This is a genomic window from Bradyrhizobium sp. USDA 4501, from assembly GCF_054062115.1.
Genome location: NZ_JBSSEX010000001.1, coordinates 4,574,118 through 4,586,876 on the forward strand (window position 1 = coordinate 4,574,118; position 12,759 = coordinate 4,586,876).

8 protein-coding genes and 1 pseudogene are annotated in these 12,759 nt (G+C 67.1%); 2 read left to right on the forward strand and 7 right to left on the reverse strand.

Annotated elements, in window-relative coordinates:
• Positions 1-142: 142 nt before the first annotated feature.
• Genes ACVWZM_RS20890 through ACVWZM_RS20905 form a run of 4 tightly spaced genes read right to left on the reverse strand, consistent with a single transcriptional unit; the run spans position 143 to position 5,125 of the window.
• The gene (locus tag ACVWZM_RS20890) at positions 143-1,228 is read right to left on the reverse strand and encodes a lipocalin-like domain-containing protein (RefSeq protein WP_253625300.1); all 1,086 of its coding nucleotides are present in this window, start codon (positions 1,226-1,228) and stop codon (positions 143-145) included.
• Entirely contained in the window at positions 1,218-3,677 is a 2,460-nt protein-coding gene (locus tag ACVWZM_RS20895; protein ID WP_456854533.1) for an FtsX-like permease family protein, read from the reverse strand. The genes ACVWZM_RS20890 and ACVWZM_RS20895 overlap by 11 nt, the downstream gene beginning before the upstream one ends.
• Positions 3,674-4,327: an ABC transporter ATP-binding protein gene (locus ACVWZM_RS20900; protein ID WP_057021223.1), complete on the reverse strand. Its 654-nt coding sequence runs from the start codon at positions 4,325-4,327 to the stop codon at positions 3,674-3,676. The genes ACVWZM_RS20895 and ACVWZM_RS20900 overlap by 4 nt, the downstream gene beginning before the upstream one ends.
• Positions 4,328-4,363: 36 nt before the next feature.
• On the reverse strand, positions 4,364-5,125 hold the full coding sequence (locus tag ACVWZM_RS20905) for a class I SAM-dependent methyltransferase (RefSeq protein WP_057021224.1): 762 nt from the start codon (positions 5,123-5,125) through the stop codon (positions 4,364-4,366).
• Positions 5,126-5,347: 222 nt separating this feature from the next.
• Here ACVWZM_RS20905 and ACVWZM_RS20910 point away from each other — a divergent pair, with 222 nt between their 5' ends.
• On the forward strand, positions 5,348-6,676 hold the full coding sequence (locus ACVWZM_RS20910) for an MFS transporter (protein WP_057021225.1): 1,329 nt from the start codon (positions 5,348-5,350) through the stop codon (positions 6,674-6,676).
• 224 nt (positions 6,677-6,900) lie between these two features.
• Here the strand turns inward: ACVWZM_RS20910 and ACVWZM_RS20915 are convergent, their stop codons facing one another.
• Positions 6,901-8,619: an N-acyl-D-amino-acid deacylase family protein gene (locus ACVWZM_RS20915; protein ID WP_057021226.1), complete on the reverse strand. Its 1,719-nt coding sequence runs from the start codon at positions 8,617-8,619 to the stop codon at positions 6,901-6,903.
• Positions 8,620-8,975: 356 nt separating this feature from the next.
• Positions 8,976-10,797, reverse strand: a pseudogene (locus ACVWZM_RS20920) (chloride channel protein).
• Positions 10,798-10,873: 76 nt separating this feature from the next.
• Between ACVWZM_RS20920 and ACVWZM_RS20925 the strand changes: the two are divergent.
• Positions 10,874-11,326, forward strand: a complete 453-nt coding sequence (locus ACVWZM_RS20925; RefSeq protein ID WP_076834885.1) for a MarR family winged helix-turn-helix transcriptional regulator — start codon at positions 10,874-10,876, stop codon at positions 11,324-11,326.
• Positions 11,327-11,354: 28 nt separating this feature from the next.
• On the opposite strand, the gene ACVWZM_RS20930 is transcribed toward ACVWZM_RS20925, so the two are convergent.
• A complete protein-coding gene (locus tag ACVWZM_RS20930) occupies positions 11,355-12,593 on the reverse strand; it encodes an MFS transporter (RefSeq protein WP_456854534.1) in 1,239 nt (412 codons plus the stop codon).
• Positions 12,594-12,759: the final 166 nt, after the last annotated feature.

The following is a 12,759-nucleotide window of genomic DNA, read 5'->3' on the forward strand; positions in this document are numbered from 1 at the left end:
TTCCGGGTGAGGGGGGACCTCGGCGAGACCAACTGTCACCGAGTACGCGGGGACGGCCCCTCACCCCAACCCTCTCCCCGTAAGAACGGGGCGAGGGAGCACAGTTATGCCGCGGCCCCATTCGGACCAATTCCGTCACGTCCTAGTACCCCGTCATCTCAAGATAGCCGATTCCGGCGTGGCTGCCTGAGAAGCGGATCGGGCCTTCCCAGTACGGGAAGCTGGTTCCCATCCAGCTCCGTGCATTGAGCGGCGTGGTCTCGATGGCAAGGCCGCGTGCGGGCAGGCTGACGCGCCATGACGTCGGCAGCTTGCGGCCGTCGATCTCGGTGGTCGCGAGCGGCGCGATGCTGTTGCCGCTGGCGGCGATCTCGGCCGAGCGGCCGTCCGGCGTGATCCAGTTGCCGAACAGGTTTTCGCGGCCGTCCTTCTGGCGCAGCCGGTACAGCATCAGCTTCTCGTCGCCGGGCAGATGCAGCGAGAACCAGTCCCAGCCGGTCTGATCGGCCGCCAATGGCTGGCTGCTCCATTCGCGATCCATCCACGCCGAGCCCGTGACGTCGACCGGTCTGTCGTCGATTACGATGCGGCCGGACGCCTTGTAGAACGGCTGGCTGTAGTAATAGGAGGCTTGCCCGCGATCCGACTTGCGGCTGTAGCCGCGGTCGCCCTGCAGCACCAGCGCGCGGTCGGCCTCGAGCCGCAGCGCGGTGCTGAAGTCGGCGGCGGAGGCCTTGAGCTCGAGCGGTGCGACGCGCTGAGCATCGAACGCGTCGCGCCCGCGCAGCTCCCAGGCGTCGATCCAGGCGCGGAACGGCGTGGCTTCGACAGCGGCCTGCCCGACGCCGCCGCGGGCAAAGGTTTCGCTGAAGCGGTGCGTGCCGGCGCTGGTCACGGCGGCGTGGCCCATCCAGAGCTGCTGATTGGCCCAGCCCTCGGCCGGTCCGCCCGCTTTCATCGCCTGGCGGAACAGCGTCCATTGCGCGCCATAGGCCGCGCCGCTCGTGTCGGACAGGTTGGCGGTCACGTACCACCATTCGATCCGGAATTCCGGATGCGGGCCGTGGTCCGCGGGGAACGTGAATGGCTTGCCCGGCGTGACGGCGGCAAATCCTTCCGCGGTCTCGCCGAGCCCGGCGAAGCCCTGCGCGAACGTCTTGCCGCCGAGCGCCAGCCCCAGCGCACCGCCGGCAAAGGCGCGACGGGTGATGGTGCCGCTAGCGCTCATTGACAAAGATCCTGATCAGGCTGGCGGGCTGCATGCGCGCCAGCCTCGCGACCGGAAGCGCCGCGGCACAGAATGCGGCGGCCAGCGCCACCGCGAGCAGCTCGATCAGCTGCAGCGGGAAAATGTGGAACGGCAGCCGCCAGCCGAACGCCTTGACGTTGACGATCGCAAGCAGGCACCACGCCACCAGCAGGCCGAGCGGCAGCGCAAACAGCGCGGTGATCAGCGCGACCGCCATGGTCTTCAACAGTTCGAGCGCGGCGAGCCGCCGCCGGGTCAGGCCGATCGCCCACAGCGGCGCCAGCTGCGGCAGCCGCGAATTGGCCAGCGTGAGCAGGCTGGTCAAAAGCGCAATGCCGGCGACGCCGAGCGTGAAGGCGTTGAGCGCGGCGGTCACCGAGAAGGTGCGGTTGAAGACCCGCTTCGATTCCGTTTTCATCCTGGCCTGGTCGGCGATGTTGCGATCATCGAGACCGAATTTCTCCTGTAGCGCGGTGATCAGCGGTGCGATCTTATCCGGTGCCACGCGGAGGCCCATCCGTGTCATTGGTGTCTGCGGGAAGCGCCGGGTCAGCGCGGCGAAGTTGACCGCGATCTGGCCCTTGGGGTTGCCGTAATCGGCATAGATGCCGACGATCTCGAGCGGCCAGTTGCCGCCGGGGGCGGGTACCTCGACATGATCGCCGATCGCCAGCTTCATCCGCCGCGACAGCTGCTCGCTGACGAGGCAGGTGTCGCCGGGCCGCAGCCGAACCCACGCATTTGCGACGCTTTCGAGCAACGGCCAGCTGTCGTGATAGGTGGCGTGGTCGGGCAGGCCGAGCACCTCGATCGGCGCGCCGTCGAGCTGGGTGTCGGCGCGGCCGCCGGGCAGGATGGCCTGAACCTCGGGCCGATCGCGCAGCCAGGCCTTGATCTCCTTTGCCTGCTGATCGCTGGCGGCGCTGATGTAAACGTCGGCGGCGAGCCTTCCGTCGAGCCAGACCAGGAAGGTGCGGTTGAAACTTTCCACCATGGTGCCGACGCCGACATTGACCGCGAGCGCAAGCAGCAGCGCCATCAGCGCCAGCGACAGTCCCGACAATTGCTGGCGGCTGTCGGCCCAGAACCAGATGCCGACCGGCGCCCGCGCGCTGCGCTGCCCGAAGGCCAGCGCAATCTGCAGGACCATCGGCAGGATCAGCGCCGCGCCGAGCATCAGCGCGGCGAGCACGGCAAAGCCCGCGATCAGGGAATCGCCGAACCAGATCAGGCCCGCGGCGACCGCGAACACCGCGAGTGCCGCCGCGCTCTGGAGCAGCAGCCAGCGCCGCTGCGCCTGCTGCCAGGCCTGCGGCTGCGCCGTCGCCAGCACCGGCATCCGGATCGCCTTGGCAAGGCTCGCGGCCGCCGCGGCGAGCGCGCCCAGAATGCTGATGGCGATGCCGGCGAACCACCAGACGGGTTTGAGCGAAAGCTGTCCGGGAATCTGCGCGCCATAGAGCCCGCGCAGCGAGGCCGCGACATCCGGCAGCAAGGCAGCCGCGATGAAGTAGCCGCAGACGAGGCCGATGAGGCCGGCGACCAGCGCCAGTGACACCAGCTCGATCACCAGCACGGTGTTGAGCATTCGCGCCGAGACGCCGCAGGCGCGCAGCGTGCGCAGCATCGGCAGCCGCTGCTCGAAGGCGAGGCCGATCGCGGAGTTGACGATGAACAGGCCGACGAAGAACGACAGCAGGCCGAACGCGGTGAGGTTGAGATGAAAGCTGTCGGTGAGGCGTTCGAGGTCGCTCTCCGCGCTCGGCTCGACCAGGCGGAGCTTGTCACCCGCCACGTTTTCGAACGCTGTGTGCGGCGCTTTGGACGTGCCGACCAGCAGGCGGGAGACCTGGCCGGGCATCTTCAAGATGTCCTGCGCGATGCCGATATCGACGATCAGCGCGCCGGGCGCGAGCTCGGCCTGCACGCGCAGCGGCGGCAAGCTCATGCCGTTGGCCTGCGGCCGCTCGCCTTCCTTGAGGCCGAGATCGCGCAGCGTTTCGCCCGCCACCAGCATTTCGCCCGGCGGCGTGACGAAGGACTGCAGGCTGCCGCGTCCGACCGCCGGCGCGTTGCCGACCTCGGACGGCAGCGTCACCGGCTCGACGCCGAGCAGGCGGAAGCTGCGCCCGTCGATCTGGACCCGGCCCTCCAGCATCGGCGACACCGGCCAGCCGGCACGGCGCAGATCGACGAACAATGTTTGCGGGAAGGTCGCGCTGTCCCTGGCGACCAGCATTGCAGTCCGCGACCCGCCGAAGGTCGCGGCGGCGCGATCATAAGCGATGCGGGCCTGCTGGTTCAGCGCCTGCACGCCGCTCCACAGCGCGGTGGCCGAGATCAGTCCGATCAAGAGCGTTGCGAGCTGCATCGGATGCCGCCGCCAGTGGCTGAGCAGCACCGCGAGGATCCACAGCGCGCGCCTCATGCGACGATCCCGGCATGCAGGGTGACCTGGCGGTCGAGCGTCGCGGCGAGCCGCGCGCTGTGCGTGACCATCAGGAAGCCGCAGCCGGTGCGGGTCACCAGATCGCGTGCCAGTGCCAGCACCTCGTCGGCAGTGTCCTCGTCGAGATTGCCGGTCGGCTCGTCGGCGAGCAGCAACAGCGGCTTTGGCGCCAGCGCGCGGCCGATCGCCACGCGCTGCTGCTGGCCGCCGGACAGTTGCTCGGGATAGCGCTTCAGCAGCTGCTTCAGCCCAAGGCGCTCGACCAGTTCGTCGTGCCAGGCCGCGTCATGCCGTCCGGCGATGCGCGACTGAAACACGAGATTGTCCGCGACCGTCAGGCTCGGGATCAAATTGAACTGCTGGAACACGAGGCCGAGCCGGTTGCGGCGCAATTCGGCACGACCGGCGTCGCTGAGGTGGGAGACGACGGTGTCGGCGAGGGCGATCTCGCCGCTATCGGCGGCATCGAGCCCCGCGATCAGATGCAACAGCGTGCTCTTGCCGCTGCCGGATTCGCCTGATAGCGCCACGCTCTCGCCGGTCGCAACGGCAAGGTCGACGCCGCGCAGCACAGCGACGTCTTCGCCGGCAGAACGGTAACTCTTGGTCAGGCCGGTGACGCGAAGCACCGCGGCGGTCTGGTCAGATGAAGCGATGGCTGGGCCTCATTGCGGCTTCTGGTATTTCAGGACGAACTCGTCGATCGGCACCGGTGCCTTGAAGACGGGAATGTCCTTGGGGTCCTCCGCATGATGCAGGAAATCGCCCTCGGCCACCAGCTTGAAGCCCGCCGCCTCGATCTCCTGCTTCAAGGTGCTCTCCTCGATCCGGTGCAGCGTCTTGGCGACACCGGTGCCTGCGCCCGTCTTGGCCGAGTGATCCGCGATCACGAGCAAGCCGCCCGGCTTGAGCGCGGCGAACATCTTCTTGTTCATCGCGGCGCGGTCGACAGGCAGATAGGTGATGTCGTGATAGAAAAAGAAGAAGGTGATCATGTCGAGGTCCTTGACCTCGGGCGGGATCGGGTCGTCATAGTCCCGCACCACATGGACCACGTTCTTCATCGCCGGCGCCTTGGCGCGGGTGTCGAACTTGTCCTTGACGAAGCGCTCGAGCACTGTCGCGGAATCCTGTGCGTAGACCTTGCCCGACGGGGCGACGGTGCGCGCCAACAGTTCGGTGCTGTAGCCGGCGCTCGCCGCCATGTCGAGGATCGTCATACCCGGCTTGACGCCGGCAAAGGTGAGCATCTTGGCCGGCTGCCGGCGCTGGTCGACCTGGCGATCCGCATCGCTGCGATCGGGTGCGGCGACGATCGCGGCGTAGTCGGGATTGGCGGCGTCTTCCGCGCGGACTTGAGGCGCGGCAAGCAGCGCGGCGGACATAAGTGCAGCGCAAGCGGTGGCACGTAGGATCAATCTGTTCATGAAATAACCCCGGGCTTTTCGTTGGCCCTGAACATAGCAGTCGGGACATGACAGTTCACCGCTCCACTGGCGCGACCGACGCGATCGTGATCGGGCCGTTAGAAGCGCTCCGGGGCGCACAACCCCGAGGAAATGCGGTGTTGCGTTGCACGGCGAGGCGTGGCTAGCATCGCCGGACGGGGCCGATTTACGAAGCCAAAACGAAACGACGGGGAGCCGGACATGACGACGCAAGCGACGTCCAAGAGGACGTCAGAGGGGCTGTCAAAGGGGACGCCGAAGGGCGCCTGGCAAATCACCTTCCTTCTATTCCTGTTCATGGTGGTGAACTTTGCCGACAAGATCGTGGTCGGGCTCGCCGGCGTGCCGATCAAGAAGGAAATGGGCCTCACCCAGGAGCAGTTCGGCGATCTCGGCTCGTCATTCTTCCTCTTGTTCTCGATCTCGGCGATCGTGGTCGGCTTCATCGTCAACCGCGTCGCCACCCGCTGGGTGCTGCTGATCCTGGCGGTGATCTGGTCGCTGGCGCAATTTCCGATGGTCGGCACCGTCAGCTTCACGACGCTGGTGATCTGCCGCATCATCCTCGGCGCCGGCGAGGGGCCGGCGTTCTCGGTCGCGGCGCACGCGATCTACAAATGGTTTCCGGACGAGAAGCGTACGCTGCCGACCGCGATCCTGTCGCAGGGCTCCGCGTTCGGCGTGATCCTCGCGGTGCCCGCGCTGAACTGGATCATCGTCAATCACAGCTGGCATCACGCCTTCGGCGCGCTCGGCATCGTCGGCCTGATCTGGGCGGTCGCCTGGTTCGCGCTCGGCAAGGAAGGGCCGCTGGTGTCGACGTCTGCCGTGGCGGCCGACGAGCCGCGGATTCCGTATTGGAAGCTGTTGACCTCGCGCACCTTCATCGGCTGCGTGGTAGCAACCTTCGGCGCCTATTGGGCGCTGTCGCTCGGGCTCACCTGGTTCACGTCCTTCATCATCGAGGGGCTCGGCTTCTCGCAGCACCAGGCCGGCTTCGTCTCGATCCTGCCCTGGATCTTCGGCGCGACGATCGTGCTGCTGACCGGCTGGATCTCGCAGCTGATGCTGACGCGCGGCTTCACCACCCGCGGTGCGCGCGGCGTGCTCGGCTCGGTGCCGCTGATCTTCGGCGGCGCCATCCTTGCGATGCTGCCCTATGCGCCGCCCGGCGGGATCATGATCGCGCTGCTGGTGATCGGCTCCGGCCTGTGCGGCTCGATCTACGTGGTGTGCCCGCCGATGCTCGGCGAGTTCACGCCGGTGTCGCAGCGCGGCGCGATCATCGCGATCTACGGCGCGCTCTACACGATCTCGGGCATCCTGGCGCCGATGGTGATGGGCAATGTGATCCAGCACGCGGCAACGCCGATGGCCGGTTACATGTCCGGCTTCACTATCAACGCGGCGATCATGGCCGGCTCCGGCCTGCTCGGATTGCTGCTGCTGTGGCCGAACAGCGAGCGGGCGCGGCTGACCGGCACGTCGCAGCCGGCGGGCACGATCAAAGGTGCGATGTCGCCGACGTAAGGGGCGCACCTCTGGCAACTCGCTCCACTTCGCCTTTCCCCTTGTGGGAGAGGCCGGATTTCGCGCGTCAGCGGGAAATCCGGGTGAGGGGTCTGCCTCCGCGAGTTCCGTCCCTCGAGAGACCGCAACCCCTCACCCGGATCGCATTGCGCTCCGCTGCATGCGATCCGGCCTCTCCCACAAGGGGAGAGGCGGGAGTCCTGTCGCCCGGATCGCTGCGTCTCTCAATTCATCCCCTGCGCGCCGCGGACGAGCTTGCCCGGGCGTGCGCCGGTGGCCTTGCCCTCGCGCTGGGTCACGATGCCCGACACGATGGTGGCGTCATAGCCGTCGACCTGCTGCAGGAGGCGGCGGCCGCCGACCGGCAGGTCGTAATGCACCTTCGGAGGGTGCAAATGCAGCCGGTCGTAATCGATCACGTTGACGTCGGCCTTGAAACCAGGAGCGATCACCCCGCGATCATACAGACCGACCGACAGCGCGGTCTTGCGCGACTGCGCCGCGACCACGAACGGGATCGAGAGCTTCTCGCCGCGGCTGCGGTCGCGCGTCCAGTGCGTCAAGAGATAGGTCGGGAAGCTGGCATCGCAGATGATGCCGCAATGCGCGCCGCCGTCGGACAGGCCGGGCACGGCACTGGGCTCGCGCAGCATCTCATGCACGGCGTCGAGATTGCCGTCGGCGTAATTCAGGAACGGCACATAGAGCATGCCGCGACCCTCGTCGGTCAGCATCGCGTCATAGGCAAGCTCTTCCGGCTGACGGCCCTGGCGCCGCGCCTGCGGCCCGAGCGCGTTTTCCGGCGGCTGCTCATAGTTCGGCGGATTACCCAAGAGATACATCTTGTCGTAGTTCGGCCGGAAGAACAGCGGATCGTCGGTCGCCGTCGCGCTCTCGCTCAGGATCGCCGCGCGCACCTCGGGCCGGCGCAGATGCGCGAGCCGCTCGGCGAGCGGCAATTTGGCGATCTCGCGATAGCTCGGATGGGTCTGGAACGGATTGCGCGACAATTCGAGCCCGAGCAGCAGCCCGACCGGCCGCGCCGCGATCTGGGTCGTGATCGACAGGCCGCGGGCGGCGGCTTCATTGATGGTGTCCATGGTCTGCCGCCAGCGTCGCGGCGCCTTGTCGGCCTGGGCGACCGAGAACGAGATCGGGCACCTTGTGTTCTCGGCGACCCGCAGCATCATCGGCAGGTCCTCGTGCACGGTGCTCTGGTCGAGCACGAATTGCAGCACGCTGCGGCCGACGCCGTGCATCGCGCCGGCGATCGCGGTCAGTTCATCCTCGCCGGCTTTCAGCGTCGGCGTGTAGTCGCCGGTCGAGGTGCGGTGATTGAGCGTGCGCGAGGTCGAGAAACCCAGCGCGCCCGCCCGCACCGCGTCGCCGGCGAGCGCCGCCATCGCCTTGTTGTCCTCGGCCGTTGCCGGATCGCGGCGCGCGCCGCGCTCGCCCATCACATAGACCCGCAGCGCGGCATGCGGCAGCTGTGCGCCGATGTCCATGTCGAAATTGCGCTTCGACAGCCACTCCATGTAGTCGGGGAAGCTCTCCCACGCCCAGGGAATGCCGGCGGAGAGTACCGGCTCCGGAATGTCCTCGACGCCTTCCATCAGCTGGATCAGCCTGGTGTGGTCGCTCGGCCGGCACGGCGCGAAGCCGACGCCGCAATTGCCCATGATCGCCGTGGTGACGCCGTTCTGCGACGACGGCGTGATGTCCTGGCTCCAGGTCACTTGGCCGTCGTAATGGGTGTGGACGTCGACGAAGCCGGGCGCCACCAGCTTGCCGCGGGCGTCGATCTCTTCCTTGCCCTTTGCCGAGACCTTGCCGACTTCGGTGATCTTGCCGCCTGTGATCGCGACATCGGCTTCATAGAGGTCGCCGCCCTTGCCGTCGGCGATGGTGCCGCCGCGGATCACGAGGTCTGGGGTCGAGGTCATGGCATTTCATCCCGAGGCTGTTTTTGGTTGACGGCATCATGGGTCAGCCCCTGATGCTGTCAACCAGCGCCGATGAAGCTCTGGGATGCGCTGATGCTGATTTGCCAGCTGGGATCGAACGTTGCCGCCCGACGGAAATTTGTTCCTCGACGGCAGGCGGCGCTGCGCTCCCTCTCCCCGTACTCACGGGGAGAGGGGTGGGGTGAGGGGCTGTCTCCGCATAAGCGGTGATAGCTGCGTTTGTGGAAGCTCCCCCTCACCCGGAACGCATCTAACGATGCGTTCCGACCTCTCCCCGCACGCGGGGCGAGGTGAAACGGAGTCCGCGGCTCGATTCGAAATGAACTCGTATTGCGCTATCGCGCGCCGAAGAACGCCGTCTTCTGGGTCTCCTCGGCCTGCAGCCTGGCGCGGACGCGCATCAGGTCCTTCCAGCCGATATAGCCGACGAGGCGCTGATTCCTCGCGCGAGATCACAGGCAGATGCGAGACGTTGACCTGCATCAGGCGGTCGGCGAGCCGGTCGAGATATTCGTCGGGATAGGCGACGGTGATCTTGCTGCCGGCCAGCAGCTGCCTGAGCGTCGCGGTGCGATGCTTGCCGGCGCGGCGCCAGCGCAGCACGGACGGCGGGTCGATCACGCCGAGCACGTGATGGTTGGCGTCGACGACGGGAAAGCTGGGGTGACCGGTCTTCGGGTTGGTCAGGAAGGCGGCCGCGCCGTGCAGCGTCATGGTGTCGGCGACGGTCTCGACCGCCTTGGTCATGACGTCGCGCACGCGGGTCAGCGCGAACGGATCGACACGGTACTCGCGCACCAGATGATGGCCGCGCCGAGCCACCTTCTCGGTCAGGATCGAGCGCCGCATCAAAAGCACCGTGACGCCGTGCGCGGTGCCGCAGGCTGCGATCAGCGGCAGCAGCACATGGGTGTTGCCGGTGAGTTCGACGGCGAAGAAGGTCGCGGTCAGCGGCGAGCGCATCGTGCCGCCCATTGTCGCCGCCATCGCCAGCAACGCCCAGAAGCCGGGGCTCGCTTCAGGCAGATAGCCGCTCAGCGCCGTTCCCATCGCGCCGCCCATGATGAGCAGCGGCGCCAGCACGCCGCCCGACGTACCCGAGCCGAGCGCGACCGACCAGATCACGGCTTTCACCACGAGCAGCAGCAGCGCGGCCTTCAGCACCACATCGCCTTGCAGCATCGACGCGAGGTTGTCATAGCCGACGCCGAGCGCCTGCGGCTCGATCAAGCCGCCGAGGCCGACCACCAGGCCGCCGATCAGCGGCCACCACATCCAGTGGATCGGCAGCTTGAGGAAGATGTCCTCGCAGCCATAGACCAGCTGGGTGAGCACGCCCGACAGCAGCCCGGAGAGGATCCCGATCAGCATCCAGGCGCCGAGCTGCAGCACCGAAATGTCGACGCCGCCGGTGAACGGAAACAGCGGCGCGGGCATTTGCAGGAAGGTGCGTCCGACCGCCGCCACCACGGCGGCGACGGTGACGGGAATGAAGCTGCGCGGCGTCCATTCGAACAGCAGCAGTTCGACCGCGAGCATGATCGCGGCGATCGGCGTTCCGAACACCGTGGTCATTCCGGCGGCGGCGCCCGCCACCAGCAGGGTCTTGCGCTCGTTGTCGCTGACCGGGAGCATCTGCGCGATCAGCGAGCCGATCGCGCCGCCGGTCATGATGATCGGGCCCTCGGCGCCGAACGGGCCGCCGGTGCCGATCGACACCGCCGACGACAACGGCTTCAGGATCGCCACCTTGGGGTCGAGCCGGGAACGGCCGAGCAGGATGGCCTCGATGGCTTCCGGGATGCCGTGGCCGCGGATCTTCTCGCTGCCGAAACGCGCCATCAGCCCGATGATGAGCGAGCCCGCGACCGGCACCAGCACGGTCCAGAGCCCGAGCGGCGAATCCTGCAATTTCAGGTCGGCGAAGCTGAACTGGCCGAAATAGGCGATGTTGGTGGCAAGCTTGATCAGCTGCAGCAGTCCCGCCCCGGCCAGCACGCCTGCGGCGGAGACAAACACGGCGATCGCCGAGATCACCACGACGCGCGGATCGGTCGTGAAGTCGCTCAGGAGGTGGCTGGCCTTCTCGCCGATTTTGGCAGTGTTTGGGGCGGTGTTCGTGGCGGAGACGCTCGATTTGGTGGAAATGACGCTCATTGGTGGCGTAAGGCTCGGGTGAAGTGGACGCGGCGTCATATCGCATTGCGATATAATTACAAGCGGGAGACATCGAATGGCAGCGTTGAAAGCACCGTCGAAATCGCCGAGGCAGGACCAGAAGCGGGTTCCCAGCCAGGGCGATTACGAAACGCTGTCGCAATTTCGCTATCTGATCCGCCGGTTTCTGGAGTTCAGCCAGGACGCCGCGAAGGCCGCAGGCCTGACACCGCGGCAGCATCAGGCATTGCTGGCGATCCGGGGGTATCCGGGCGGCGGGCCGGTTGCGGTCGGTGATCTGGCCGAACGGCTGCGGCTTCGTCACCACACCACGGTCGAACTGGTCGACCGGCTGTCCGAGGCCGGACTGGTCGAGCGCGTGCTCGATCCCGCCGACCAGCGGCGGGTGCTGCTGAAATTAACCGGCCTTGCGGCCGATCATCTCGCCGAATTGTCGGCGGTCCATCTCGATGAGCTGTCGCGCATCGAGCCGCTCCTGAAGCAGGTGCTGTCGCGACGGTCGGAGTGAGCGCGCTGCGTGCGCAACGTTTCGCGTTTCAGGCGCGCGGGCTGGCGGTCTCGGCCTCGTATCCCGAAGCCTGCGGCTTGCGCTCGGTGACGAGGGCAAGCAGCACGGTCAGCACCATGAACACCACGGAGGCGCCGAACACCCAGTGCGGCATGTGCTGGTCCATGATCCAGCCGAACAGCAGCGGGCTGACGATGCCGCCGAAGTTGAAACCGGTGGAGACGATGCCGAAGGCGCGGCCGGCGGCGCCGGGCGGCGCGGCGTTGCGCACCATCATGTCGCGGGACGGCGCGATCACGCCGCCGAGGAATCCGGCAAGCCCCATCGCCAGCGTGAGCGCCACCGGCGGCAGGTTGAGCAGCGCAATCAGCAGCACGAGGGCGGCGTTGACCGCGAAGCAGCCCGCAGCGACCTGGCTGTGGCGGTGGGTCCAGTCGGCGAGGTAGCCGCCGGCGAGCACGCCGGCCGCGCTGGCGCCGAGGAATGCGGTCAGCGCGATATTGGCCGTCGAGAACGATGCGCCGTAGCCGCCCATCAGTGCGACCACGCCGAAATTGTTGATGCCCGAGGTCGACAGGCTGAGCAGCGTGAAGAAGGCCGTCAGCACCATCAGCGCCGGTGTGATCACGCTGGCCTTTGGTGCCGCATCGTCCTTTGACTTGTTCTTGTTGGCGCCGGCATCGGGAATGCCGAGCACGATCAGGAACAGCGCCACCAGCGGCCCGACCGCACCGGCGACGATCAGCGCGCCGAGGCCGCCGATCGAGGCCACGAGCGCCGCCATGATCGCGGGCGCCACCGCGCCGCCGAGGAATCCGGCGAAGGTGTGGATCGAGAAGGCGCGGCCCATCCGCGCCTCGTCCATATGCGCCGAGAGGATCGCGTAGTCGGCCGGATGATAGACGCTGTTGGCGAGGCCCAGCAGCACCGCGCAGACGATCAGCGACGTATAGCTGAGATGCAGGCCGAGCCCGATCAGCGCGCAACCGCCGACGGTCAGTCCGATCAACAGGATCTTGCGCGCGCCGAAATGGTCGGCGAGGTAACCGATCGGCGCCTGGGTCAGCCCGGAGACCGCCGCGAACACCGTCAGCGCCAGGCCGAGCTCGACATAGCCGACGCCGAGCTGCTGCTTCAGGAACGGGAACAGCATCGGCAGCACGAAGATATGGAAATGGCTGACCCAATGGGCGACCGAAATCCCCGTCAGCGTGCGCAGCGCACTGTCGGCTTTCGCTTGCTGCGGTGCGGCCAGAACGTCGACCATGTCGTCGAAAACCCCAGTTCCATAGCGTTTTCAAGCGAAGTGGGTACCGGTTCGCGTGAAGAAAACGCGTCAAACAAAATGCCCGGCAGGGCCCGCCGAAAATAGAGATTGGCCGCTAATTGTCTATGAACGCGGGCGCATGGCTGCCCCCGGCGCGGGCGTGCCG

What these genes read in the sequence shown, in the direction of transcription:
- ACVWZM_RS20890 (WP_253625300.1), bottom strand. Translation starts at nt 1,228, where the DNA reads ATGAGCGCTAGCGGCACCATCACCCGTCGCGCCTTTGCCGGCGGTGCG.
- ACVWZM_RS20895 (WP_456854533.1), bottom strand. Translation starts at nt 3,677, where the DNA reads ATGAGGCGCGCGCTGTGGATCCTCGCGGTGCTGCTCAGCCACTGGCGG.
- ACVWZM_RS20905 (WP_057021224.1), bottom strand. Translation starts at nt 5,125, where the DNA reads ATGAACAGATTGATCCTACGTGCCACCGCTTGCGCTGCACTTATGTCC.
- ACVWZM_RS20910 (WP_057021225.1), top strand. Translation starts at nt 5,348, where the DNA reads ATGACGACGCAAGCGACGTCCAAGAGGACGTCAGAGGGGCTGTCAAAG.
- ACVWZM_RS20915 (WP_057021226.1), bottom strand. Translation starts at nt 8,619, where the DNA reads ATGACCTCGACCCCAGACCTCGTGATCCGCGGCGGCACCATCGCCGAC.
- ACVWZM_RS20925 (WP_076834885.1), top strand. Translation starts at nt 10,874, where the DNA reads ATGGCAGCGTTGAAAGCACCGTCGAAATCGCCGAGGCAGGACCAGAAG.
- ACVWZM_RS20930 (WP_456854534.1), bottom strand. Translation starts at nt 12,593, where the DNA reads ATGGTCGACGTTCTGGCCGCACCGCAGCAAGCGAAAGCCGACAGTGCG.